Below are 23,454 nucleotides of genomic sequence, written 5' to 3'. Positions count from 1 at the left end.
ACAACATGGAGGTGAAGATGAAGAAACTGACAGCGGTGTCCGCGCTTGCGCTGATGGCCGGAACGGCGCAGGCCGCCGACGACCTGACCCTGCAACTGAAATGGGTCACCCAGGCCCAGTTCGCGGGCTATTACGTGGCGCTGGAACAGGGCTTCTACGAGGAAGAAGACCTGAACGTCACGATCAAACCGGGCGGCCCGGACATCGCGCCGACGCAGGTGATTGCCGGGGGCGGGGCCGACGTGACCGTCGAATGGATGCCTGCCGCGCTCGCCGCCCGCGAAAAGGGCCTGCCGCTGGTGAACATCGCGCAGCCCTTCAAGTCGTCGGGCATGATGCTGACCTGCCTGAAGGAAACGGGCATCACCGGGCCCGAGGATTTCCCCGGCCGCACGCTGGGCGTCTGGTTCTTCGGCAACGAATACCCGTTCCTGAACTGGATGAGCCAGCTTGGCATCCCGACCGACGGCTCTGACGGGGGGGTGACGGTGCTCAAGCAGGGCTTCAACGTCGATCCGCTGCTGCAAAAGCAGGCCGACTGTATCTCGACCATGACCTATAACGAGTATTGGCAGGTGATCGATGCAGGCATTTCGGCCGACGATCTTGTGACATTCAAGTATGAGGATCAGGGCGTCGCCACGCTGGAAGACGGGCTTTACGTGCTGGAGGACAAGCTGTCCGACCCGGCCGAGGTCGACAAGCTGGTGCGCTTCGTGCGTGCCTCTATGAAGGGCTGGAAATGGGCCGAGGAACACCCCGAGGACGCGGCCATGATCGTGCTGGAGTATGATGAAACCGGCGCCCAGACCGAAAAGCACCAGATCCGCATGATGGGCGAGGTGGCCAAGCTGACCGCAGGGTCGAACGGCACGCTCGACCCCGCGGATTATGAGCGCACCGTGGCATCGCTGTTGTCGGGGGGCTCTGACCCGGTGATCACGAAGACGCCCGAAGGCGCGTGGACCCACGCGATCACGGATGAGGCGTTGAACTAGGCGCAGCGACAACAATCGGCCGCCCTGCGTCATCGGTCGCGGGGCGGTTCAAACAGGCGGCACGGACTGACGCTGCAAGCTGCGTCGTTTTGTACCTGTCTGCCAGGCGCGGGTCGCCATGGCCGATCTGAAGAACTGACACGGCAACGTCACATATTCCCGCTAGGCGAAGGGGAATCAAACGGGGGCCGCTGAGTCCCGTTGCAGGAACGAGGCGCCGATGTCAGTCACTGCCGAACGAGTGAGCCCTGTCTCGCCGCACTACCCGAGCGCGTCGGATATGCGCCCGGCCGGTCCCAACCGGATTCTGATCGTCAGCGACGCGTGGGAACCGCAGGTCAACGGCGTCGTGCGCACTTATCAGGGCATCACCCGGCAGCTTGGTGCCATCGGTTGTACGACCCATGTCATCGGCCCGCGGGAATTCCGCAGCGTGGCCTTGCCGTCCTACCCGAAATCCCGCTGGCGATCCCGCTTTACCGGCAGATGGCGGAAAAGATCGAACGCTTTGCGCCCGATGCGGTGCATATCCCCGTGGAAGGCCCGCTTGGCTGGGCGGCGCGGCGTTGGTGTCTGCGCAACGGCGTGGCATTCTCGACGGCCTTTCACACCAATTTCCCGGCCTATGTGGCCCTGCGTGCCCCCCGTGGCCTGCGTGCGGGGACCGAAGCGCTGGCGATCAGCACCCTGCGCCGGTTCCATGCCCCCGCGCATCTGACCTATGTCGCCACCCCGTCGCTGGAGGCGCAACTGCGGCGCTGGGGCTTCGGCAACCGGATGGTGCGATTGCTGCGCGGTGTCGATTTCAGCCTGTTCCACCCCCGGCCCGACACCGATGCGCCGGTGGCCGACCCAGTCATGCTTTATGTCGGGCGGGTCGCACCGGAAAAGAACATCGAGGCATTCCTTTCGCTGAAGACGCCGGGGCGCAAGGTCGTCGTGGGCGCCGGGCCATCGCTGGACATGCTGAAACGCCGCTATCCGGAGGTCGAGTTCCGCGGGACCCTGACCGGGGAACCGCTGGCCGACGCCTACCGGCAGGCGGATGTATTCGTGTTCCCCTCGCGCACCGATACATTCGGGATCGTGCTGATCGAGGCGCTGGCCTCGGGCCTGCCGGTGGCGGGCTATGACGTCACCGGCCCGCGCGACATCGTGGGCGAGGATGCCCGCCTTGGCGCGACCGACGACGATCTGGAAACCGCCGTGGCCCGCGCACTGGCGTCCCCGCCACACGGCAGGAACGCCACCGCCTGGCCCGCGAACGGTATAGCTGGGAAAGCGTGGCTCAGGTCTTCCGCGATCACTCGGCGGAGTTGACGGGATGAGCCCGGCAACCCCGCGCAAGATGCGCAAGGTGCGCAGCGTCTTCATTTCCGACCTGCATCTTGGCTACAAGGGCGCCGATATCCGCGCGCTGAATGATTTCCTGCGCTCCCACGACTTCGACCATCTGTATCTTGTCGGCGACGTGGTCGACGGCTGGAAGATGGAAACCCGCTGGTACTGGAACCAGGAATACAGCGACCTGCTGGATCACCTGTTCGACCTGCGCCGTCGCAAGGTTCGGGTGGTGGTGATCACCGGCAACCATGACGAACGCCTGCGCGACATGCTGGCGATCCTGTTCCGCCCGATCCTGTTGCGCCGCTATGGCTTTCGGGTCGATGAGCGCACGATTCACCGGGCCGCGGACGGGCGGCGCTATGTGGTGATGCATGGCGACCAGTTCGACGGGGCGGTGATCCGCGGGACATCCAAGCTGGCGGACCGCTTCTGGGCCTGGCTGGTCGAACGGGCGCTGGTCCGGCCGCGCCCGGAAATCACGGTGGAACATGGCCGCCGCACGCGTTGGTCGCTGGGCAAGGCGATTGCCAAGAATACCCTCGCGCTGGTCGCCCGCTATGATGCCAACGCGCTGAACCGTGCCGCGGAAGACGGGATGGACGGCATCGTCTGCGGCCACAGCCATGTGCCCACGCTGGCCGACCGTGACGGCGTGGTGCTGGCCAATTGCGGATCCTGGACCGAGGCGCGCGGCAGCAGCGAACACCACACCGCCGTGGTGGAAACCGTCGACGGCGAACTTGAGATGGTCAAGTGGAGCCCGATGCGCCGCGGGCCGGAGCATGAGAGCATGCGCTGCCTGCCGCCGCAACGCCCGGGCACGCGCAACCGCGATGCCGCCACGCTGGTGCGCCTGATCCATGCCTTGTGGTCGCCGCCGAAAACGGCGCGGCCGCTGTCCATAGGCGCGACGGTACCCGCGACCCAGGAGTGATCGCTGGCCCGCAAGCCCGGCCGATCAATCGGCCCGGCGGTAGCGCGCCTTCCATCACAACGCCGACGGGCGCTTGAGTTCCCGCAAAGCGGTCGCCGCAAGGGTCTTCGCAAGAACAGGGGCCTCAGCGTCCCAGGGCCTTCATCCCCCGCTCGATCCCCTCCAGCGTCATCGGCACCATCTGGCCGTCGAAGATCTCGCGGATCATCTCGATGGACTGGGTGTATTGCCAGTGCCGCTCGATCACCGGGTTGATCCACAGGTTGTCGGGCCACTGCGCGCGGGCACGCTCCAGCCAGACGCGGCCCGGTTCGGCGTTCCAGTGTTCGTTCGCGCCCCCGGCAAAGGCGATCTCATAGGGGGACATGCTGGCATCGCCGACGAAGATGCATTTGTAATCGGGCCCATAGGTGTGCAGCACGTCCCATGTGGGCGTGACCTCGTTCCAGCGGCGGCGGTTGTCGCGCCAGACGCCTTCGTACAGGCAGTTGTGGAAGTAGTAGTACTCCAGATGCTTGAATTCTGACCGCGCGGCCGAAAACAACTCCTCCACCACCTCGATATGGTCGTCCATCGACCCGCCGACATCGAGAAACAGCAGCACCTTGACCGCGTTGTGCCGTTCGGGCCGGGTTTTCACATCCAGATATCCGTGGTCGGCGGTGGCGCGGATCGTCTCGTCCAGATCCAGTTCTTCATGCGCGCCCTGACGGGCCCATCGGCGCAGGCGTTTCAGGGCCACCTTGATGTTGCGGGTGCCCAGTTCGACGCTGTCGTCGAGATTGCGAAACTCGCGCTTGTCCCAAACCTTGACCGCCCGGCGGTGGCGGCTTTCGTCCTGGCCGATGCGCACGCCTTCGGGGTTGTAGCCATAGGCCCCGAAGGGCGAGGTGCCGGCAGTGCCGATCCACTTGTTCCCGCCCTGGTGGCGTTCCTTCTGTTCCTTCAGCCGCTCTTTCAGCGTCTCCATCAGCTTGTCGAAGCCGCCCAGCGCCTCGATCTCGGCGCGTTCTTCCTCGGTCAGGTGCTTTTCGGCAAGCCGGCGCAGCCAGTCCTCGGGCAGGTCCAGCGCCTCCAGCACCTCGCCGGGGGCGATCTCCTCCAAACCGTCGAAGGTCGCGGCAAAGGCCCGGTCGAACCGGTCGAGCAGGCGTTCATCCTTCACCAGCGCCGCGCGGGCGAGGTAGTAGAACCCTTCGACGTCATAGGTCACAAGCCCCGCCTTCACGGCCTCAAGAAAGGCAAGATACTCCCGCAGGGAAACGGGGATGCCGGTGTTGCGCAGGGTCTGGAAGAACGGCAGGAACATGGGGCGGAGAATAGGGCGCCCGGCGGGCTATGCAATCGCGAAGTCCGCCCAAGGGGCCATTGCCGGGGGCGCGGGTTATCCGGCGTTGGCGGGCCGCAGGGCGGCGATTTCGTCCATCCGTGCGCGGACCTCTGCCTCGGCCCCAAAGCCGTAGCGAGCCCAGCCCAGCGCCTCGGTCCTGACGGCACGGGCCTCTGACGCGCGACCCAGCTGGTCCAGCGCCTCGCTCTTGATCAGCAGCATCGTGGCCAGAAGGGCAGCATTCTGCCACTCGGTCGCGGCGGAGAGATGGCCGTTGACAAGGCGCAGGGCGGTTTGCGCGCCCTCCGGCCCCGAAGACAGGGAAAAGGCGGCCAGATGCATGGCCACATGGGCCGCCTGAACGCGGGTCTCGCTGCTTTTGGAATAGATTTCCCCGGCCTGAAGGAAGGCGATCAGCGCCGACTTGCCGTCCTGCGCCAGCGTCAGCCGGCCAAGGGCGAACAGGCTGAAGGCCAGCCGCGTGTCGTTCCAGCCCTGTGCCCGGGCGATGGCCACGGCGCGGTTCGCGGCCGCGCGGCGCCGACCGGCAGAGACGCCGGGGCCCAGTGCGGTTTCCACCGCCTCGATCCAGTCGCGGGTGGTTGGCGCCACGGATTTGACGGCGCGGCCCTGTCCGCGGGGGTTGAGACGGGCGAGAATGGACGGAAGCTTCCGGGCGACCTGTTCCCGCGTCATTCCGCTGGCCAGTTCCGGCGCGTAATAGGCGCGCAGGACCAGCATGTCGAAACCGGTCAGGATGGTGTGGAAATTGTCGTCGTTGAACACCGAGTCCGGTAGCCGGTACAGGTCATTCAACGGCCCCAGCGCCTGCGCCAGTTCCTCGTGCAGACAGTCGCGCACCTCTTGCGGGCTGACATCGCCGGGCAGAAAGATCGCGACCTGCTCCCGTTTCGTCAGCGTCGTCCAGTCGACGCGGGCGGTGCGCCGGGCGCGGCGATACTCGTCCCAGCCGGTCACGCGGGGGGCCACGAAACAGGCGGCCTGGGGCACAAGCCTTTGCAGGCGCGCGCGGGATACGACCTCGATCGTGATCCCTGCGGTTTCGGCGGCGGAAACCCTGCGGATATCGATCCGCGCCTCACGGCGCAAACGGCCCAGAAGGGCGGCAAGGTCGGGCTCCAGGCTGGGCGGGGCATCGCCCACGACCCGCAGGGTGACGGGTTCTTCGAACCGGGTCATCACGGGCAGTTTCCGCCCGCTTTCCATCATGAAGCTGAGGTCGAGGAAATCCTGTGCGATCCGGGCATTCGACCGGCTGGGTGCACGTACCTGCGTGGCCGGGAAGGTTCGCATCTCGGGCAGCGTCGCGGGCGAGGGCGGCAGGCGAGAGGGCAGGTCGGTCACCGGGCCGGAACAGGCGCCAAGGGCCATCACCGTCAGCAGAAGGCCGATGCCGCGCCGCATGTCAGGGACGCACGTATTTGATGAAGGGCGTGACCGCGCCGATCCGGTCGTAAAGCGTGCGGGCCGTCGCGTTGAACTCTTGTGTCATCCAGTAGACCGAGGGCACGTCGCGCGCATCGGCCACGGCATAGACCGCCTCGATCAGGGCGCGGCCCACGCCTTTCCCACGAACCTCTGCATCGGCGTAGAGGTCTTGCAGATAGCACACGCCCTCGGGCTTCCAGCAGTGCTTGTGAAAGATGAAATGCACCAGCCCCACGGGCTGCCCCCCGATCAGGGCCAGACGGCAGCCCATATCCGGATCGCCGCCATGCAAGAGCCGGGCGAAGGTGGTTGCATACGTCTCCTCCGGCACGGTCGTTTCATAGAAGGCAAGATAGGCGGTCCAGAGCCTGCGCCACTGGGGCTCATCTTCGGGGCGCAGCGGACGGACGATGCAGTCGGACAAGGGGGCAGGCTTTCGCAAGGTACTGGGACAAGGTCGGCTGCGGGCCAGTTTGGACAACGACCCGTCCCGGCACAAGGGCAGGGGACGCGGCAGACGCAGATTGTCGGGCGCTGCGGCATTGCCGCCGCGGGGTGATCGGCCCCTACATTCCCCGCCGCGCCATGAAGGCCAGACGTTCGAACAACTGCACGTCCTGTTCGTTCTTCAACAGCGCGCCGTGCAGCTTGGGCAGGGCGTTCTTGCCGTCGCGCTTCAGATCCTTGGGATCCATGTCCTCGGCCAGCAGCAATTTCAGCCAGTCCAGCACTTCCGAGGTCGAGGGGCGTTTTTTCAGCCCGTCCATCTCGCGCAATTCATAAAACTGGGTCAGGGCCGCGTGCAGCAGGTCCTGCTTGATGCCGGGGTGATGCACCTCGACGATCTTTTTCATTGTTTCGACATCGGGAAACCGGATGTAGTGGAAAAAGCAGCGCCGAAGGAACGCATCGGGCAATTCCTTTTCGTTGTTCGAGGTGATGATGACCACCGGTCGCTGCAGGGCTTTCACCGTCTCTCCGGTCTCGTAGACGTGGAACTCCATCCGGTCGAGTTCCTGCAACAGGTCGTTCGGAAACTCGATATCCGCCTTGTCGATCTCGTCGATCAGCAGCACGACTTTCTGCGGCGCCGCGAAGGCCTGCCACAGCTTGCCCTGCTTGATGTAGTTGGCCACGTCATGCACGCGTTCGTCGCCCAGCTGGCTGTCGCGCAGGCGACTCACCGCGTCGTATTCGTACAGGCCCTGCTGTGCCCGCGTCGTCGATTTGATGTGCCATTCGATCAGCGGCATGCCCAGACTTTGGGCAACCTGACGGGCGAGTTCCGTCTTGCCGGTGCCCGGTTCGCCCTTCACCAGCAGCGGGCGTTCCAGCGTCACCGCGGCATTGACTGCGACCGTCAGGTCCTCTGCGGCGACATAGCTGTCTGTGGAGCCGAATTTCATGCACTTACGGCCTTTTGTTCAATTGATTTCATCGCGGACCATAGCGCCCCTTCACAAAGCTTCAAGCGGGTTGTATGCACCCACAATTCTAGTGACACGAGACGGCGATTGGGCTACATGCGCCCCAGGTGCGCCGGGGGAGAGGTCGATATGAGTGAGGTTTCACCCGGCCCGGAAGAGGGAGCAGGGATGAAAGCCGAAGTTTTCTTGCCAGAAGACTATCGTCCGGCCGAGGACGAGCCTTTCATGAACGAGCGTCAGCTCGAATATTTTCGTCGCAAGCTGATTGCCTGGAAAGACGATATACTGAGCGAAAGCCGGGAGACCCTTGAAGGTCTTCAGGACTCGACCCGGAATATCCCGGACATCGCCGATCGCGCCAGCGAAGAGACCGACCGCGCACTGGAACTGCGGACCCGGGATCGCCAGCGCAAGCTGGTGGCCAAGATCGACTCCGCGCTGCGGCGGATCGAAAACGGCGAGTACGGCTATTGCGAGGAGACGGGCGAGCCGATTTCGCTCAAGCGTCTGGACGCCCGCCCGATTGCCACCCTCAGCCTTGAGGCGCAGGAACGGCACGAACGGCGTGAGCGTGTGCATCGCGACGACTGACCGCCCGGACCGAAGGGTGGGAGGAACTGCATGCCCCTGAGCGGTCGGAAGATTACCGTTCTGGGGGCCGGGATCGCCGGGCTGGCCGTATCGATTGCGCTGGCCCGTCGTGGTGCCGATGTGGTCGTGCTGGAACAGGCAGAGGCGATCCGCGAGGTCGGAGCCGGCCTTCAGATCAGCCCGAACGGTGCGACGGTGCTCCGCGCCTTGGGGCTGGGTTCTGAACTATCCGATATCGGTGTGCGTGGCCGCGAGGTGATGCTGCGCGACTATCGCCACGGGGCAGAGGTCGTGCGCATCGACCTGTCGGCCCATGGCGCCAACTATTTCTTCATTCACCGCGCCGACCTGGTGGAAATGCTGGCCAAGGCTGCGCGCGATGCCGGGGTGCAGATCCGTCTTTTGCAGCGGATCGAAGCGCTCGACTTCGACGGGGATCGGGTGCACCTGACCACCGCGCAGGGGGCAGAGGTCGCCGCGGGTCTTCTGATCGGCGCCGACGGTTTGCATTCGGTGGTGCGGGCCGCGCTCAACGGCGCTGCCCGGCCCGCCTTTACCGGCCAGGTGGCGTGGCGCGCCCTGGTGCCCGCAAGCGGGCCTGTCGCCCCCGTGGCTCATGTTCATATGGGGCCGGGCCGGCATCTGGTGCGCTACCCGTTGCGGGGCGGCATGCTGATCAACATCGTCGCCGTCGAGGAGCGCAGCGTCTGGACGGAGGAGGGCTGGAACCGCCCCGGCGATCCCGACGAGTTGCGTGCGGCGTTCCGCGATTTCGGCGGCCGGGTGCCAGAGCTTCTGGCGCAGGTCGAACAGGTCAATTTCTGGGGCCTTTTCCGCCATCCCGTGGCGCCGGTCTGGCACAACCGGTCGGCGGCCATTCTGGGCGATGCCGCGCATCCGACGCTGCCATTCCTTGCGCAGGGCGCGAACATGGCGCTGGAGGATGCCTGGGTTCTTGCCGGCACGCTGGAACGCCACCGGGATGCCGAGGCTGCCTTTGCCGCCTATCAGGCAGAGCGGCGGCCGCGCACGGTGCGCATCGTCGATGCCGCAACCCGCAATGCGCGCAACTATCACCTGCGGTCGCCCGTGCTGCGGGCGGCGGCCCATACCGCGCTGCGCCTTGGCGGGGCGTTGGCGCCCGGCGCGGCGCTCAGCCGGTTCGACTGGGTCTACGAGCACGACGTCGCTGCACGCTACCCGTTGAGCGCGGCGCCCAAGACCTGAGCGGGCGTCTTTCGCGCCTGTCCTGTCACGCGTCGAGCGTCACCCACACCGGCACGTGGTCGGAGGGTTTTTCCCGCCCGCGCATCTCTGCCTCGATCCGGCAGTCCGTCATCAGGTCGGCCGCTTGCGGGCTCAGCAGGACATGGTCGATCCGGATGCCGTCGTTCCGGTCCCACGCGCCGGCCTGATAGTCCCAGAAGGAATAGTGGCCCGTGCCCCGGGTGCGGGCGCGGAACGCTTCGGTGAAGCCCAGATGGACGATCCGGCGGAATGCCTCGCGCGAGGCGGGCAGGGCCAGCGCGTCTTTCGCCCAGGCCTCGGGGCGGGCGGCGTCCTCGTCCTGCGGGATGATGTTGTAGTCGCCGGCCATCAGCACCGGATCCTCGCTGGCCATCAGATCGCGCGCATGTGCCTCCAGCCGCGCCATCCAGCCGAGTTTATAGTCGTATTTCGGTCCCGGGGCGGGGTTTCCGTTGGGCAGGTACAGCCCGCAGATCCGGATCGCCTGTGCGCCGATGACCGTCGCCTCGATCCACCGGGCCTGTTCGTCGTCGGGATCGCCCGGCAGACCGCGGGTCACGTCCTCCAACGGCAGTTTCGACAGGATCGCCACACCGTTGAACCCCTTTTGCCCGTGGGTTTCGAGGTTGTAGCCGCGATCCTCGAACGGCGCACGGGGGAAGGCCTCGTCGACGGACTTGATCTCTTGCAACAGGGCGACATCGGGCTGTTCCCGATCCAGCCAGTCCAGCACCGTCTCGATCCGCGCCTTGATGCCATTGACGTTGAAGGTGGCGATCTGCATCTCTGTCCCTCCGCTCTTGCCCGCGACTATCCCTGTGCGCCGGGGCAAAGTCCATGCCTGCGACCGGGGCTTTGGCGGTCAGGAACCTGCTGTGCCCCGGTCGGCAAGGCGCGCGGCGATGGCCGTGCCCGCCGCCCAGCCCGACGACCACGCCCACTGGAAATTGTACCCGCCCAGCCAGCCGGTCACGTCCACCGCTTCCCCGATCATGTAGAGGCCGGGGACGTTGCGGCTTTCCATGGTGCGGGCGTCGATGTCATCGGTGGCGATGCCGCCAAGGGTGACTTCTGCGGTGCGATAGCCCTCGGTCCCCGCGGGTTTCAGGCGCCAGTCGGTCAGCCCCTCGACCAGCGCGGCCAGCCGGGTATCGGACAGGTCCGCCATGTTGCAGGACAGGCCAAGCCGCCCGGCCGCATGATCGGCCAGCCGCGCAGGCAGCAGGGTGGCAAGGGCCTTGGCAACCGATTTCCGGCCCTGCCCGGTGCGCAAGTCACGCAGGCGCCCTGCGGCATCGAGGCCGGGCAAAAGGTTCAGCGCGATTTCCTCCCCCTCCCGCCAATAGGAGGAGACCTGCAACATCGCGGGGCCTGACAGGCCACGATGGGTGATCAGCATCGCCTCTTCGAAAGAGGCCCCGCCCGCGCGGGCCTGAACCGGAACCGACAGGCCCGACAGCGGCGCCAGACCGTCGCGCAATGGCCCCGACAGCGTGAACGGCACCAGTCCGGGCCGTGTTTCGGTGATCCGGTGCCCGAACTGCCGGGCGATCCGATGCGCGAAATCCGTGGCGCCCATCTTGGGGATCGACTTGCCCCCCGTCGCCAGCACAAGCGTTTCGGCAGCCAGCGCCTTACCCGTTTCCAGCGTGACGGCAAAGCCCCGTCCGGTCCGGGTGATTTGGGTCACCGATCCCTGTAGCCGCAAAGACGCCCCCGTCCGCTGCATCTCGGCCAGCAGCATGTCGACGATCTGCGTGGCCTTGCCGTCGCAGAAAAGCTGCCCCAGCGTCTTTTCGTGCCACGCGATTCCGTGGCGGCCGACAAGGTCGATGAAATCCCACTGGGTATAGCGGGCCAGGGCCGATTTCACGAAATGGGGGTTTTCGGAGAGGTAGTTTTCGGGGCCCGCGTACAGGTTGGTGAAATTGCACCTGCCCCCGCCGGAGATCCTGATCTTTTCCCCCGGTGCGCGGGCATGGTCGATCACCAGCACCCGCGCGCCCTTGGCGGCGGCATGGGCCGCGCACATCATGCCGGCGGCGCCCGCGCCAAGGATCAGGCAGTCGTAACGGTTCATGTTGCCGGGGCGTGACGCGGCCGAAGCGCGATGTCCAGCCCGTCAGTGCTTGCGGATGGTCTTTTTGCCCGTGATCATCGGCTTGACGAGGTTTTCGCCCTTCCACTTGCTGTAGAAGGTGATGGCTGCGACATGCAGCGCCACAACGCCCAGCACCACCCAGCTTAGAGTGTCGTGCAGGCCGACGGCGGTGCGCCGGGCCTCTGAACTGACATATTTCGCAAGCGGGCCGACATTGATGTAATCGTCGGGGTCGACGAACAGCCCCACGGTGGCATGCACCGCCAGAACCCCAAGCAGGATGAAGACGAACAGGCCGCCCAAGGGGTTGTGGCCGGGCCAGTAGCTGGGCTTTCGCCGGAACATGCCGAACACGTATTTCGCAATCGACACGGGGCCGTACAGGAAATTGCCGAACCGGGCATGCTCGGGGCCGACAAAGCCCCAGAGCACCCGAAACGCCAGAAGACCGAGCACCGCGTAGCCGAACCAGAAGTGCAGCGTCATCACGTCGGGCCCGAACTCACCCAGTACCCATGCGGAGATGACGCAGATCGTCAGGGACCATTTGAAGATCCGCAAGACCGGATCCCAGACCTTGACGGTTTCCAGATTGTCGGCCCCCGCCCCTGCGTTGGGGGCGGTCTCTTCGGTGCTCGCATCTTTCATGGATCAGTCCTTGGCGCGGTAGTTGTCGTGGCAGCCCTTGCAGGCGCCGCCCACCTGCTGCACGGCCTTGCCGAGCGAGGCGCGGTCAAGGCCGGCCATCGCGTTCAGTTCCTCAACGGCGGCAACGAAGGCCATGCCCTTTTCCTGAACGCCGGCGAAGTCGTTCCAGATCTTCGGCAGGGCGTCGCTGCCCTTGACGTCTTCGGACGAGGTGCCGGGCGTGTAGAGATGGCCCAGATTGTACTGGGTCAGGGTCATCAGGTTGTCGGCAGCGGTCTGGGCGCGTGCGCCATCATAGGCGATATCGCCTTTGGCCATGCCGGCGAGAATGTGCATGTTGGCGCCGAGCAGCTTGTAATAGCCTTGGCGGGCTTCAACGGTCTTTTCGGCCATTTCGTCCGCGATAGCGGCGGCGGGCAGGGCGGCGAGCACCGCCGTGATCAGAAGCTTGCGCATGGAATACTCCAGTCTTTGAACCCGAAGGTTGCATTTACGTTCGCACGCGACCCTTATAACGGTCCCGTCCTCGGTTTCCGTCGCTTTCTTCTGTTCGTTTTTTAATGGGGCGATGTGCCGCATTTTGGGGTTCCGGCCCGGTGGCATCGGGGCTATCCCTGAAAGATGCCTTGAAAATCTGCCTTTCGGGCGATCTCGTCCACGGCGGTCAACTGTGCGTGATCTTCGCGGCAGGCGCGCGCGGCGGCCACCAGTGCGCCAAAGATCGCGCGTTGGCGGCGGGCATAGAACAGATGTTCGGGGTGCCACTGCACACCCAGTGCGAAGGGATCGCAGGTCCGCTCCACCGCCTGGATCATGCCGCCGCGGTCATGGGCGGCCACGCGCAGATCGCGGCCCAGATCGGATACCGCCTGGCTGTGCAGCGCGTTGACCCGCATCGGTGCGGGCCCGGCAATGTCCGACAACCGGGTGTCGTCGCAGACCCTGACCTCTTTCTTCGGCAGGATCGTCCACAGCTTTTTCGACGCGGTATAGGTGCCATAGGCATCCTGATCGAGGGTTCCGCCAAGGGCCACGTTGATCATCTGCGCGCCGCGGCAAATGCCCAGAACGGGCTTGCCCCGGTCAATGGCCCCTTCGACCAGACGGCGTTCCAGCGCGTCGCGGGCCGGGTCCAGCCGGGCAGAGGTGACAAGCTGCATCCCGTAGAGGTCCGGCGAAATGTCATCGCCTCCGCCGATGATCAGCCCGTCGACATCGTCAAGGTCGGCGGGCCGTCCGGCGCCCCAGCGCACGCTGCGCCCCCCCGCCAGCCATATGTTGAACGCCACAAGCGGATAGATGCGCCAGCCCGACCGGGCCGAGGTGGTGACGGCAATCAGCGGTTTTCCGGTCATGCGGTTTCCCACAATTCCAGCTCGCACAGGCGTTCCTCGACATGGGCCAGCCAGTCGGGGCGCGTGGTGGTCAATGCTTCGCGATACTCGATCCAGTCGCGCGCCAAGGCGTTCAGCGCGTCGGCATCGGCCGCCAGACGCTCCACCAGTGTCCAGCGGTTCCATTCATAGGCCAGCCGCCAGCCGCCCTCGTCGATCCGGCAATCGGGCAGACGATAGTGAAAGGTCGGCCGCGCCCCGACCAGCCCGCCGGCCGAGTCCAGCGCCTTGGCCACGCGGTTCTCATCAAGGTGCCGGAAGCACGGCAGCATGTCGAGCCCGCGGTTCCGCGTCGGCGTTTCCTTCAGATAGATGTCGATGAACTCGGTGAGCGACCAGTTCGGGCCGTCCTTGGCCAGCCGGTCGACGAAACTGCGCGGATAGGCATCGACAAAGGGAAGAACCCGCCGCGCCGGGTCGATCGGGTCGGCATTGCGCAGCCAGTCCTCGATCAGGGCAAAGGCACGGACGACGGGCAGGATCGCCTCGACCGTCGCATCGGCGATTTCAGGGTTCAGATGTACCCCGAAGCCCAACAGCAGACCGTCCCGGCTGCCCTGTGCGCCAGCGGATCGCAGCGCGCTGCGCAACTTGTCCAGCGCGGGCAACTGGTCGGGGCCAAGCGGCGGCGTGACGATTTCGATGGGCACGACCGCCCGGCTGAGGTCGAGCCCGAGATCCATGACCGCCGAGCCCGCCTTTTCACGCAGAACCGTGTCGAGGCAGATTTCGACATCGCCCCAGTCGGTCCCCTCGATCAGCCAGTCATGGGCCGCAACCTGCCGCTGCGTGCCGCCCAACTCACGCGCAACCACACCGGCGGCCTCTTCTTCGGTCAGGCCGCCGAACTCGATCTCGATCCCCGCACGCCTTGGTTGGCCCGAGGATGTCGTTTCCGGGCTGAGCGGGAGGAACCGGTCGCGGGGAAGAAGGGCGGTAATGCTGTCCATTCGGGGCGCCTTTCCGGGGCGCGAGGCCCCTAGACTGAAAATGACGTGCCGCAGCCGCAGGAACTGCTGGCGTTCGGATTATCTATAACGAACCGCGCGCCGATCAGTTCCTCGGAGAAATCGATGACGGCGTTCGACAGGAAGGGCAGGGAGACCGCGTCGACCACGACCTTTTCGCCGCCGCCTTCCAGAACCAGGTCATCCTCGGCCACGTCGTCCAGCGTGATCGCGTATTGAAAGCCGGAACATCCGCCCCCTTCTACGGCGACGCGCAGGGCTTTTCCTTGCGTCGCGGCACCGATCTCGGTCAGGCGTTTGAAGGCGCGGTCGGTCACTTTCGGCGGGAGGTTGAGGTCCATTTCGGCAGTTTTCCCTGTCTCTATCGATTTGCCGTGAATATATGGCCCCAACAGGACGGAACAAGCAACGAGGCCCGCATGCTGGCCCCTTATGCCTGCGATCCCGCGAAAAGCCGCGGAAGATTGCACCCCGAGGACGAAAGTGCCTTCCGATCGTGCTTTCAGCGTGACCGGGACAGGATCATTCATTCCTCTGCCTTCCGGCGGTTGATGCACAAGACGCAGGTTTTCGTCGTGCATGAGGGCGACAGCTACCGCACCCGGCTGACCCATTCGATCGAGGTGGCGCAGGTGGCCCGCACCATCGCGGGCGCGCTAAGGCTGAACGCCGAACTGACAGAGGCCGTGGCACTGGCCCATGACCTTGGCCACACGCCCTTCGGCCATACCGGGGAGGACGCGCTGTCGGAACGGATGGCCCCCTATGGCGGGTTCGACCACAACGCGCAGGCCATCCGCATCGTCACCCGGCTGGAACGCCACTATGCCGAATTCGACGGGCTGAACCTGACATGGGAGGCGCTGGAGGGCATCGCCAAGCATAACGGGCCGGTGACGGGCGAGTTGCCCTATGCGCTGGCCGAATACAACGCGGTGCACGATCTGGAACTGCATACCCATGCCAGCGCCGAGGCGCAGGTGGCCGCGATTTCCGACGACATCGCCTATAACAACCACGACCTGCATGACGGTCTGCGCGCGGGGCTGTTTACCGAGGACGAACTGGCCACCCTGCCCATCGTCGGCGATTGCTATGCGGAGGTCGACCGGGCCTATCCCGGTCTCGACCCCAAGCGGCGGCGGCATGAAGCCTTGCGCCGGGTGTTCGGCGTGATGGTGGCAGAGGTGATCGACCTGGCCAAGGCAGCGCTGGCGGACTCCGGTGCCGAATGCGCCGAGGATATCCGCGCGCTGGGGCGTCCCGTGGTGCGTTTCCCCGACGCGCTGGCCGCCGATATCCGCGAATTCCGGACCTTCCTGTTTCACCGGATGTATCGGGCCCCCTCGGTCATGAAGGTGCGGGCCGAGGTGACGCAGGTCGTCCGCGATCTTTTCCCGCTCTACCTCGGGAATCCGTCGCTTCTGCCGCAGAAATGGCGCGAGGATGTGGAGGCCGCGAAAGATGAGACTACCCTTGCCCGGATCGTCGCGGACTATATCGCCGGCATGACCGACCGGTTCGCGATGGCGGAACATGCGCGCCTGATCGGCGGCGCAGGGCAGGGGGAACGATGACAACGGGTTCCGAAGGGGCGCTGGCCCCGGTGATGGCATTTGCGCTGGTGGGCGCGCTGGGCGTTGGGGCGCAATGGCTGGCATGGCGGCTGAGGATGCCTGCCATCGTGCTGATGCTGATTGCAGGGCTGATCGTTGGGCCATTGCTGGGCCTTTTCGACCCTGCGCGCGATATCGGGGCCCTGATGGGGCCGATGGTGTCCATCGCCGTGGCGATCATCCTGTTCGAGGGCGGGTTGTCGTTGAACCTGCATTCGCTGCGCGACGCCGCGCCCGGCGTGCGGCGGCTTGTGCTGATCGGCGGGCCGCTGGGCTGGCTGCTGTCGGCGGTGGCGTTGCACTACGTCGCGGGGCTTGGCTGGGGCAGTTCATGGGTGTTCGGCGGCATCCTGATCGTGACCGGCCCGACGGTGATCGCGCCCCTTCTGCGGCAGGCGCGGCTGGCCCGGCGCCCTGCGCAACTGTTGAACTGGGAGGCCATCGTCAACGACCCCTTCGGTGCGCTGGCCGCGGTGCTGGCCTTCCAGGTCCTGATCGTGATGGAGTCCGACTTTTCGCCCGGCCTTGCGGCGGCCGAGGTTGCCGGCGGCATCGCCTTTGCCCTGTTGCTGGGCGGGCTGGTCGGCTGGGGGTTGTCGACGGCCTTCCGCCGCGCGCTTGTGCCCGAATTCATGAAGGTGCCGGTGCTGTTCGCGGTTCTGCTGGCCGTGTTTGCCCTGTCCGATGCGGTCCTGCATGAAAGCGGTCTTCTGGCCGTGACGTTGATGGGCCTCGTGATCGCCAATGCCGATCTGCCGTCCTACACCGAACTTCGCCGGTTCAAGGAACATGCGACGATCCTGCTGGTCTCGGGCGTGTTCATCCTGCTGGCCGCGAACATGAACCTCGCGGCGCTTTCGACGCTGGACTGGCGGTCGGCGGCGTTCGTTCTGGCCGCAATCGTGATCGTGCGGCCGTTGACCGTTCTTGTGTCCCTTCTGTTCTCGCCGGTGCCGTGGCGCGAACGGCTGCTGGTGGCCTTCACCGGCCCGCGGGGCGTGGTGCTGGTGGCGGTGGCGGGACTTTTCGGGGATCGGCTGACGGCGCTGGGGCTGGAAGACGGCGCACGCATCGGACCGCTGGCCTTTGCGCTGGTGACGGCGACGGTGGTTCTTCATGGGTTCACGCTGACGCCGCTGGCCCGCTGGCTGGGGCTGACCGGGGCGTCGACGCCGGGGGTGATTTTCGTCGGGGGCTCCCGCTGGGCCACCGGTTTTGCCGAGGCGCTGAAAAAGGCCGAGGTGCCGGTTCTGATTGCCGACCCGAACCATGCCAGGCTGCGGGGCGCACGCGAGGCGGGGGTGCCGGTCTTCTACGGCGATATCCTGTCAGAAGCGGCAGAGCACAGCGTTGAACTCGTCAGCTATGGCACCGTCATCGCCGCGACCGACAATGACGCCTATAACACGCTGGTTGCCACCGATGTCGCCCCGGAATTCGGGCGGGAAAACGTCTTCCAACTGCGCCGGACCAAGCAGGAGAGCAGCCGCCATGCCCTGCCGACCACACTGGGCGGGCGACCCATCGGCAAGGGGCAGGGCTATTGGGAAATCAACCGCCTGATGACCGAGGGCTGGGGCTTTCGCGCGACGAAGCTGTCCGAGGAATTCACGCTTGAGCAGTGGCGCGAGAAAAACCCCGAGGCGGTGATCCTGATGCAGATCGGCCCCGGCGGCGTGCCCCGCGTCATTTCGGACGAGGAAGAGGCGCGCAATACCGCCGGCAGTCGTCTGGTTGCGATGGTCCCGCCCGAGGAGGCGCCCGCGAAAGCCGCCGGTTGACGCCGGGACGCCCGGTGATAAACCGCCGCCAAGCCGAAAGGGATGCAGATGAACCTCTTTAACGACTTGCGCGCGCTGGTGATCGAGAGCATCGACGCGATGGCCGCGGCGGGCGACCTGCCCGCGGGACTGGATACTGCCAACGTGGCCGTGGAGCCGCCCCGCGACCCTGCCCATGGGGATATGGCGACCAATGCCGCGATGGTGCTGGCCAAGCCCGCAAAGGCCAAGCCGCGCGATATCGCCGAGAAACTGGCCGCGCGCCTGACCGACGATCCGCGCGTCGATCTGGCCGAGGTCGCCGGGCCCGGTTTCATCAACCTGCGGCTTTCGCCCGATGTCTGGCGGGATGTCGTGGCCAAGGTGCTGGGTAGGGGCACGGCCTTTGGCCGCTCCGGTCTGGGGCAGGGGCAGAAGGTCAATGTCGAATATGTCTCGGCCAACCCCACGGGTCCGTTGCATGTCGGCCACACCCGAGGCGCGGTTTTCGGCGATGCGCTGGCGAACCTGCTGGCCTATTCCGGGCATGACGTCACCCGCGAATATTATATCAACGATGGGGGCGCGCAGGTCGATGTGCTCGCCCGCTCCGTCTATCTGCGGTATCTGGAGGCGCATGGCCAAGAGGTCGCGTTCGAGGACGGCACCTATCCCGGCGACTATCTGATCGAGGTCGGGCAGGCGCTGAAGGACAAGGTCGGCGACGCCTTCGTGGATCAGCCCGAGGATGTCTGGCTGGCAGAGATCCGCGATTTCGCCACCGACCGGATGATGGACCTGATCCGCGCCGATCTGGCCGCGCTTGGCGTGACGATGAATCAGTTTTTCAGCGAGAAATCGCTGTACGGCACCGGCCGGATCGAGGCTGCCATCGACGCGCTGCGGGGCAAGGGGCTGATCTATGTCGGCGTGCTGGAACCACCCAAGGGCAAGACGCCCGAGGACTGGGAGCCGCGCGAACAGACCCTCTTCAAATCCACCGACCACGGCGACGACGTCGACCGGCCGATCATGAAATCGGACGGGTCATGGACCTATTTCGCCCCGGATATCGCGTACCATTTCGACAAGATTTCCAGGGGCTTCGACCAGCTTATTGATGTGTTCGGTGCAGATCACGGCGGGTATGTGAAGCGCATGAAGGCCGCGGTATCGGCGCTGTCGGATGGCACGGTGCCGCTTGACATCAAGCTGACCCAACTGGTGAAGCTCTACAAGAACGGCGAACCCTTCAAGATGTCGAAACGCGCCGGCACCTTCGTGACGCTGCGCGATGTGGTCGATCAGGTGGGGCCGGATGTGACCCGCTTCGTGATGCTGACCCGCAAGAACGACGCGCCCTTGGATTTCGATTTCGACAAGGTGCTGGAGCAGTCGAAGGACAACCCGGTCTTCTATGTCCAATATGCCCATGCCCGGGTCTGTTCCGTCCTGCGCAAGGCGGCCGAGGCCGGGATTGCCGCGGATGACGCGACGCTGGCAGGCGCCGACCTGTCCAGACTGGGGCATGAGGCGGAACTGGCCGTGGCCAAAAAGCTGGCCGAATGGCCCCGTCTGGTCGAGATCGCGGCGCGCACCCATGAACCGCACCGGGTTGCGTTCTACCTGTACGAACTGGCGTCGGACCTCCACGCGCTCTGGAACCGTGGCAACGAGGTGCCCGAGGTGCGCTTCCTGCAAGAGGGCGATCCTGCCACAAGCCAATCCAAAATCGCGCTGGCCCGTTCCGTCGCCGTTGTGATTTCGGCGGGCTTGGGTATTCTTGGCGTCAAGCCGCTTGAGGAAATGCGCTGACCACAAGGCGCGTCCGGGCGGTGTGTGAGACAGGCAAGAACCGACCCGCGTGACGCATATGTTGCCGGGCGATGAGGCGGCAATGGCAGATATGGATTTCAATTCGGTCGGCGGGTTCGGGGGCAGTGCCTCTTTCCCACCGATCAAGACGGTGTTGAACTGGGCGGGGGGCGTTGCTTCCCTTGCGCTGGTGGCGGGGCTGGTGAACTGGGGCATCCAGATCATGGTGCGGGACGTGTCCGGCGTGCCGGTGGTGGTTGCGCTGGAAGGGCCGATGCGCGTGGCACCCGACAATCCCGGCGGACAACTGGCCCAGCATCAGGGGTTGGCGGTCAACCGCGTCGCGGCAGAGGGCGAGGCCGCCCCGCCGCCCGATACGCTGCGGCTTGCACCGCAACCGGTGTCACTGGCCGACGAAGACCTGCCGCAGGCAGCGTTCCCGCGCGGGCGGGGGACGGACCTTCGCGCGGTGACCGGCGCGGTGCCGGAACCGGACGCGCCTCTTGCTGACATCGCGCTGATCGATATCTCCGACGAACTGCCCCTGGGCGCTGATATGGAACAGGCCCCCCTGACCGGCGAAGAGGTCTTGGGCGAAGAGGTCCTGGACCTGCCGCCCGGTGCGCTGCGCGTTTCGCCGCGGCCCCAACCGCGGCCCGATACCGATCTGGCCGCCCGCGCCGCGATTGCCGCGGCGACGGCTGCGCTGGCCCAGCCGCGCGTCTCGGGTGAGTTACCCGCGGCAGAGGTGATCGCCGGAACCGCGCTGGTGCAACTGGGGGCCTTCAACTCGACCGAGGACGCCCGCGCCGGATGGGACAGGCTGGCCGGACGGTCGCGCTTTGCGGCATTTTTCGAGACCAAGTCGCGCGTCGTGCAGCAGGCGGGCAGCGGGGATCAGGTGTTCTATCGGCTGCGCGCCGCGGGGTTCGAAAACCTTGACGACGCCCGTCGGTTCTGTGCCGCGCTGACCGCCGAGGGCGCGGATTGCATTCCCGTGGTGGCCCGGTGAGAAAGGGCGTCGGGGCATGCATTCTGGGCTGCTCCGGGCCCGAACTGACCGATGAGGAGCGGGAGTTCTTCGCCGAGGTGAACCCGGTGGGGTTCATCCTGTTCGCCCGCAACGTGGTCGAACCCGACCAGCTGCGGTCGCTGACATCGGAACTGCGGATGGTCGTGGGGCGTAATGTGCCGATCCTGATCGACCAGGAGGGCGGTCGGGTTCAGCGCCTGCGCCCGCCGCATTGGGAATCCTGGCTGCCCGCTGCCGAGCAGATCGAGGCCGTGGGGCGGGAACTTGCCTCCCGCTCCATGATGCTGCGCGCGCGGCTGATCGCGTGGGAACTCAACTGGGTCGGGATCGACGTCAACTGCGTGCCCGTCGCCGACATCGCCCGCGCCGAAACGCATGAGGTGCTTCTGGACCGCTGCTATGGCACCACGCCTCATGTCGTCACGGCGATCTCGCGCGCAACCGTCGAAGGGCTGCGCCGGGGCGGCGTTCTGCCGGTGTTGAAACACATCCCCGGCCACGGTCGCGGGCTGGTCGACAGCCATCTGGAACTGCCGCGGGTCAATGCGTCCTGGACGGCGCTGCAATCGACCGATTTCGTGCCCTTCCAGTCGTTGTCGAACCTGCCCTTCGGGATGACCGCCCATATCGTCTTTGACGCGATCGATCCGGACAACCCGGTCACCACCTCGCACACGGCGATTTCGCTGATCCGCAACGATATCGGCTTTGGCGGGTTCCTGATGACCGACGATATCTCGATGGAGGCCCTGTCCGGCGATCTTCCCAGCCGCTGCAAGGCCAGCCTGGCGGCCGGATGCGACGCCGTCCTGCATTGCAACGGCAATTTCGAAGAGATGACCATCGTGGCCGACGCTTGCGGAACCTTGTCGCGCAGCGCCTCGGCGCGTCTGGGCCGGGCGCTGGCCCGGCGCCGCCCGGCGGAACCGGCCGACATTCCGGGCATCATGGCAGAGTTGCAGCGCCTGATGGATCGGGGTCGCGATGGCTGAGGCCGGGGACGACCGCTTCGACGAGGGGCCGCCGCGCGATGTTGTGGCCGACCGGTTGGCGGCGGAGGCGCTGATCGTCGATGTCGAGGGGTTCGAAGGGCCGCTGGACATGTTGCTGACGCTTGCGCGGACGCAAAAGGTCGACCTGCGGCGCGTCTCTGTCCTGCAACTGGCCGAGCAGTACCTTGTCTTCATCGAGAAAGCCAAGGCGCTGCGCATCGAACTCGCCGCCGATTATCTTGTCATGGCGGCGTGGCTTGCCTTCCTGAAATCGCGGCTTTTGCTTCCCCCCGATCCGACTGATGAGGGGCCGACGGGGGAGGAACTGGCCGCCCATCTGGCGTTTCAGCTTGAACGGCTGGAGGCGATGCGCGCCGCCGCGGCCCGGCTGATGGGGCGCGATCGGAAGGGGCGGGATTTCTTCGTGCGCGGCATCCCCGAAGACGTGACGCGCATTCGCAGGGTCAGCTATACCGCCACGCTGCTGGACCTGATGCAGGCCTATGCCCGTATTCGCACAAAGGACGACTTCCGCCCCTATATCCTTGACCGCGACACGGTCTACACGATGGAAGAGGCGCTGGAGCGGATGCGCGGGCTTTTGGGTTATGCGGGCGAATGGGTGGACCTGTCGTCATGGCTGCCCGAAGGGTGGGAGGTTGACCCCACCCGCCGCCGCGCCGCCACCGCCGCCCATTTCGCGGCCTCGCTGGAACTGGTCAAGCAGGGCATGCTTGAGCTACGCCAAGGGGATACCTTCGCGCCCATCCAGATTCGCCGGAAAACCCGCTGATGTCCGACCTTCCCCCGGAACAGGAGGAGAGCCTTTTCGAGGCTCCGCCGATGGCGGAGCAGGAACGCATGGTCGAGGCGATCCTGTTTGCCAGCGCCGACCCGTTGCGTGTGGCTGATCTGAACGCCCGTATGCCCCATGGCTGCGACGCGGCCGAGGCCTTGGCGCATCTTGCCCGCCGATACGAGGGGCGGGGGGTGCGTCTGGTCCGGGTCGGGGACTTTTGGGCGTTCCGGACCGCGCCGGATCTTGGCTACCTGATGCAGAAGGAAACGGTGGAGTTTCGCAAGCTCTCCCGTGCGGCGATCGAGACGCTGGCGATCATCGCCTACCACCAGCCCGTGACCCGGGCCGAGATCGAGGAAATCCGCGGTGTCAGCGTCAGCCGGGGCACGATCGATCAACTGCTGGAACTGGAATGGATCCGCTTTGGCCGAAGACGGATGACACCGGGCCGCCCGGTGACCTATATTGTCACCGAGGAGTTTCTTGACCATTTCGGGCTGGAAAGCGCCCGCGACCTGCCGGGCCTGAAGGAGTTGCGCGCCGCCGGATTGCTGGACAGCCGCCCGATGCCCGGCCCCGACCGGGACGAAACCGACGAGGACGGGCAGGGCGAAATGTTCGAGGACGAAAGCTGAGGGACCAAGGCAATGATCGTTCTTCCCCCGCATCTGGTCGTTCTGGGCCTGAAATTCGCCGCCGGCCGTCTGGCACACAAGGCAGCCCACAAGGGTATCGAGGTGGGCCTTGACATCGCGACCCGCGAATATGCCCGCCATATGACGCCAGAGGGTGAAGACCCCGCGAAGGTCGAGGCGCGCGCGAAGACGGCGGTCAAGCGCACGCGACAGGCGGTCAAGGTGGCCCGAAAAATCAAGCCGGCGCTTCGGGGACGACCCTGATATTGTGGAGCTTATCGCGGTTGGCAGGGCGATCCGCTTGACGCCAGAATGCGATCTGATGGCAATCGCGCTACCCGCTTTCTTCCAACGAATTCCGTACTTTCC

At 65.7% G+C, this 23,454-nt stretch carries 24 protein-coding genes; 13 read left to right on the top strand and 11 right to left on the bottom strand.

Annotation, left to right across the window (positions count from 1 at the left end; translation table 11 throughout):
• Positions 1–17 precede the first annotated feature (17 nt).
• The 3 genes from RGUI_RS03280 to RGUI_RS03270 all read left to right on the top strand — a co-directional run bounded on the left by RGUI_RS03280 (position 18) and on the right by RGUI_RS03270 (position 3,279).
• A complete protein-coding gene (locus RGUI_RS03280) occupies positions 18–998 on the top strand; it encodes an ABC transporter substrate-binding protein (RefSeq protein ID WP_081535949.1) in 981 nt (326 codons plus the stop codon).
• 324 nt (positions 999–1,322) lie between these two features.
• Positions 1,323–2,318 carry a glycosyltransferase gene (locus tag RGUI_RS03275; protein ID WP_253798825.1) on the top strand — a complete coding sequence of 332 codons (996 nt, stop codon included), beginning with the start codon at positions 1,323–1,325 and terminating at the stop codon, positions 2,316–2,318.
• Positions 2,319–2,322: 4 nt separating this feature from the next.
• Positions 2,323–3,279 carry a UDP-2,3-diacylglucosamine diphosphatase gene (locus RGUI_RS03270; RefSeq protein WP_081531741.1) on the top strand — a complete coding sequence of 319 codons (957 nt, stop codon included), beginning with the start codon at positions 2,323–2,325 and terminating at the stop codon, positions 3,277–3,279.
• Between the two features lie 124 nt (positions 3,280–3,403).
• Here the strand turns inward: RGUI_RS03270 and RGUI_RS03265 are convergent, their stop codons facing one another.
• The 4 genes from RGUI_RS03265 to RGUI_RS03250 all read right to left on the bottom strand — a co-directional run bounded on the left by RGUI_RS03265 (position 3,404) and on the right by RGUI_RS03250 (position 7,464).
• Entirely contained in the window at positions 3,404–4,588 is a 1,185-nt protein-coding gene (locus tag RGUI_RS03265) for a VWA domain-containing protein (RefSeq protein WP_081531740.1), read from the bottom strand.
• 75 nt (positions 4,589–4,663) lie between these two features.
• A complete protein-coding gene (locus RGUI_RS03260) occupies positions 4,664–6,034 on the bottom strand; it encodes a DUF2927 domain-containing protein (protein WP_081531739.1) in 1,371 nt (456 codons plus the stop codon).
• Between the two features lies 1 nt (position 6,035).
• The gene (locus RGUI_RS03255; protein ID WP_081531738.1) at positions 6,036–6,482 is read right to left on the bottom strand and encodes a GNAT family N-acetyltransferase; all 447 of its coding nucleotides are present in this window, start codon (positions 6,480–6,482) and stop codon (positions 6,036–6,038) included.
• A 142-nt stretch (positions 6,483–6,624) separates the two neighbouring features.
• On the bottom strand, positions 6,625–7,464 hold the full coding sequence (locus RGUI_RS03250; protein ID WP_081531737.1) for a MoxR family ATPase: 840 nt from the start codon (positions 7,462–7,464) through the stop codon (positions 6,625–6,627).
• Between the two features lie 189 nt (positions 7,465–7,653).
• Between RGUI_RS03250 and dksA the strand changes: the two genes are divergently transcribed.
• Together dksA and RGUI_RS03240 are read left to right on the top strand one after the other, a co-directional pair.
• Positions 7,654–8,076, top strand: a complete 423-nt coding sequence (gene dksA, locus RGUI_RS03245; protein WP_081531736.1) for an RNA polymerase-binding protein DksA — start codon at positions 7,654–7,656, stop codon at positions 8,074–8,076.
• A 30-nt stretch (positions 8,077–8,106) separates the two neighbouring features.
• Positions 8,107–9,303, top strand: coding sequence for an FAD-dependent monooxygenase (locus RGUI_RS03240; protein ID WP_081531735.1), 1,197 nt, complete (start codon positions 8,107–8,109; stop codon positions 9,301–9,303).
• Positions 9,304–9,328: 25 nt separating this feature from the next.
• Here RGUI_RS03240 and xth read toward each other — a convergent pair whose 3' ends face one another.
• From xth to RGUI_RS03205, 7 genes are all read right to left on the bottom strand, one after another.
• Complete coding sequence (gene xth, locus RGUI_RS03235; protein ID WP_081531734.1) at positions 9,329–10,108, bottom strand: exodeoxyribonuclease III; 780 nt, start codon at positions 10,106–10,108, stop codon at positions 9,329–9,331.
• A 78-nt stretch (positions 10,109–10,186) separates the two neighbouring features.
• Complete coding sequence (locus RGUI_RS03230) at positions 10,187–11,404, bottom strand: NAD(P)/FAD-dependent oxidoreductase (protein ID WP_081531733.1); 1,218 nt, start codon at positions 11,402–11,404, stop codon at positions 10,187–10,189.
• Between the two features lie 42 nt (positions 11,405–11,446).
• Positions 11,447–12,073, bottom strand: coding sequence for a cytochrome b/b6 domain-containing protein (locus tag RGUI_RS03225; RefSeq protein ID WP_081531732.1), 627 nt, complete (start codon positions 12,071–12,073; stop codon positions 11,447–11,449).
• A 3-nt stretch (positions 12,074–12,076) separates the two neighbouring features.
• A complete protein-coding gene (locus RGUI_RS03220; protein WP_081531731.1) occupies positions 12,077–12,529 on the bottom strand; it encodes a cytochrome c in 453 nt (150 codons plus the stop codon).
• Between the two features lie 152 nt (positions 12,530–12,681).
• A complete protein-coding gene (locus RGUI_RS03215) occupies positions 12,682–13,428 on the bottom strand; it encodes a gamma-glutamyl-gamma-aminobutyrate hydrolase family protein (RefSeq protein ID WP_081531730.1) in 747 nt (248 codons plus the stop codon).
• A complete protein-coding gene (locus tag RGUI_RS03210) occupies positions 13,425–14,417 on the bottom strand; it encodes an amidoligase family protein (protein ID WP_081531729.1) in 993 nt (330 codons plus the stop codon). Before RGUI_RS03210 ends, RGUI_RS03215 begins: the two co-directional genes overlap by 4 nt.
• Before the next feature lie 29 nt (positions 14,418–14,446).
• A complete protein-coding gene (locus tag RGUI_RS03205; RefSeq protein WP_081531728.1) occupies positions 14,447–14,776 on the bottom strand; it encodes an iron-sulfur cluster assembly accessory protein in 330 nt (109 codons plus the stop codon).
• 78 nt (positions 14,777–14,854) lie between these two features.
• Between RGUI_RS03205 and RGUI_RS03200 the strand changes: the two genes are divergently transcribed.
• The 8 genes from RGUI_RS03200 (at position 14,855) to RGUI_RS03165 (ending at position 23,349) form a co-directional block, all read left to right on the top strand.
• On the top strand, positions 14,855–16,012 hold the full coding sequence (locus RGUI_RS03200) for a deoxyguanosinetriphosphate triphosphohydrolase (protein WP_081531727.1): 1,158 nt from the start codon (positions 14,855–14,857) through the stop codon (positions 16,010–16,012).
• On the top strand, positions 16,009–17,832 hold the full coding sequence (locus tag RGUI_RS03195; protein WP_081531726.1) for a sodium:proton antiporter: 1,824 nt from the start codon (positions 16,009–16,011) through the stop codon (positions 17,830–17,832). The genes RGUI_RS03200 and RGUI_RS03195 overlap by 4 nt, the downstream gene beginning before the upstream one ends.
• Before the next feature lie 48 nt (positions 17,833–17,880).
• Entirely contained in the window at positions 17,881–19,626 is a 1,746-nt protein-coding gene (argS, locus tag RGUI_RS03190; RefSeq protein ID WP_081535948.1) for an arginine--tRNA ligase, read from the top strand.
• 82 nt (positions 19,627–19,708) lie between these two features.
• Complete coding sequence (locus RGUI_RS03185) at positions 19,709–20,638, top strand: SPOR domain-containing protein (RefSeq protein ID WP_081535947.1); 930 nt, start codon at positions 19,709–19,711, stop codon at positions 20,636–20,638.
• Positions 20,635–21,651, top strand: coding sequence for a beta-N-acetylhexosaminidase (gene nagZ / locus RGUI_RS03180; protein WP_156882848.1), 1,017 nt, complete (start codon positions 20,635–20,637; stop codon positions 21,649–21,651). The genes RGUI_RS03185 and nagZ overlap by 4 nt, the downstream gene beginning before the upstream one ends.
• Positions 21,644–22,444, top strand: a complete 801-nt coding sequence (locus RGUI_RS03175) for a ScpA family protein (protein WP_081531724.1) — start codon at positions 21,644–21,646, stop codon at positions 22,442–22,444. The genes nagZ and RGUI_RS03175 overlap by 8 nt, the downstream gene beginning before the upstream one ends.
• Positions 22,444–23,085: an SMC-Scp complex subunit ScpB gene (gene scpB / locus RGUI_RS03170; protein WP_081531723.1), complete on the top strand. Its 642-nt coding sequence runs from the start codon at positions 22,444–22,446 to the stop codon at positions 23,083–23,085. The genes RGUI_RS03175 and scpB overlap by 1 nt, the downstream gene beginning before the upstream one ends.
• 12 nt (positions 23,086–23,097) lie before the next feature.
• Complete coding sequence (locus RGUI_RS03165; protein ID WP_081531722.1) at positions 23,098–23,349, top strand: hypothetical protein; 252 nt, start codon at positions 23,098–23,100, stop codon at positions 23,347–23,349.
• The last annotated feature ends 105 nt before the right edge of the window (positions 23,350–23,454 follow it).

The sequence above is a fragment of the Rhodovulum sp. P5 genome (assembly GCF_002079305.1).
GTDB lineage: Bacteria > Pseudomonadota > Alphaproteobacteria > Rhodobacterales > Rhodobacteraceae > Rhodovulum.
Note: the sequence above shows the minus strand (reverse complement) of the source record. Positions and strands in the feature narration are given on the sequence as shown.

Excerpts from the sequence above, each read along its gene's own strand:
- RGUI_RS03215 (WP_081531730.1), bottom strand. The coding sequence starts at position 13,428 with ATGACCGGAAAACCGCTGATTGCCGTCACCACCTCGGCCCGGTCGGGC.
- RGUI_RS03200 (WP_081531727.1), top strand. The coding sequence starts at position 14,855 with ATGCTGGCCCCTTATGCCTGCGATCCCGCGAAAAGCCGCGGAAGATTG.
- RGUI_RS03195 (WP_081531726.1), top strand. The coding sequence starts at position 16,009 with ATGACAACGGGTTCCGAAGGGGCGCTGGCCCCGGTGATGGCATTTGCG.
- RGUI_RS03205 (WP_081531728.1), bottom strand. The coding sequence starts at position 14,776 with ATGGACCTCAACCTCCCGCCGAAAGTGACCGACCGCGCCTTCAAACGC.
- RGUI_RS03260 (WP_081531739.1), bottom strand. The coding sequence starts at position 6,034 with ATGCGGCGCGGCATCGGCCTTCTGCTGACGGTGATGGCCCTTGGCGCC.
- scpB (WP_081531723.1), top strand. The coding sequence starts at position 22,444 with ATGTCCGACCTTCCCCCGGAACAGGAGGAGAGCCTTTTCGAGGCTCCG.
- RGUI_RS03175 (WP_081531724.1), top strand. The coding sequence starts at position 21,644 with ATGGCTGAGGCCGGGGACGACCGCTTCGACGAGGGGCCGCCGCGCGAT.
- RGUI_RS03240 (WP_081531735.1), top strand. The coding sequence starts at position 8,107 with ATGCCCCTGAGCGGTCGGAAGATTACCGTTCTGGGGGCCGGGATCGCC.
- xth (WP_081531734.1), bottom strand. The coding sequence starts at position 10,108 with ATGCAGATCGCCACCTTCAACGTCAATGGCATCAAGGCGCGGATCGAG.
- RGUI_RS03230 (WP_081531733.1), bottom strand. The coding sequence starts at position 11,404 with ATGAACCGTTACGACTGCCTGATCCTTGGCGCGGGCGCCGCCGGCATG.
- dksA (WP_081531736.1), top strand. The coding sequence starts at position 7,654 with ATGAAAGCCGAAGTTTTCTTGCCAGAAGACTATCGTCCGGCCGAGGAC.
- RGUI_RS03185 (WP_081535947.1), top strand. The coding sequence starts at position 19,709 with ATGGCAGATATGGATTTCAATTCGGTCGGCGGGTTCGGGGGCAGTGCC.
- RGUI_RS03220 (WP_081531731.1), bottom strand. The coding sequence starts at position 12,529 with ATGCGCAAGCTTCTGATCACGGCGGTGCTCGCCGCCCTGCCCGCCGCC.
- RGUI_RS03270 (WP_081531741.1), top strand. The coding sequence starts at position 2,323 with ATGAGCCCGGCAACCCCGCGCAAGATGCGCAAGGTGCGCAGCGTCTTC.
- RGUI_RS03165 (WP_081531722.1), top strand. The coding sequence starts at position 23,098 with ATGATCGTTCTTCCCCCGCATCTGGTCGTTCTGGGCCTGAAATTCGCC.
- RGUI_RS03210 (WP_081531729.1), bottom strand. The coding sequence starts at position 14,417 with ATGGACAGCATTACCGCCCTTCTTCCCCGCGACCGGTTCCTCCCGCTC.
- RGUI_RS03250 (WP_081531737.1), bottom strand. The coding sequence starts at position 7,464 with ATGAAATTCGGCTCCACAGACAGCTATGTCGCCGCAGAGGACCTGACG.
- argS (WP_081535948.1), top strand. The coding sequence starts at position 17,881 with ATGAACCTCTTTAACGACTTGCGCGCGCTGGTGATCGAGAGCATCGAC.
- RGUI_RS03265 (WP_081531740.1), bottom strand. The coding sequence starts at position 4,588 with ATGTTCCTGCCGTTCTTCCAGACCCTGCGCAACACCGGCATCCCCGTT.
- RGUI_RS03280 (WP_081535949.1), top strand. The coding sequence starts at position 18 with ATGAAGAAACTGACAGCGGTGTCCGCGCTTGCGCTGATGGCCGGAACG.
- RGUI_RS03225 (WP_081531732.1), bottom strand. The coding sequence starts at position 12,073 with ATGAAAGATGCGAGCACCGAAGAGACCGCCCCCAACGCAGGGGCGGGG.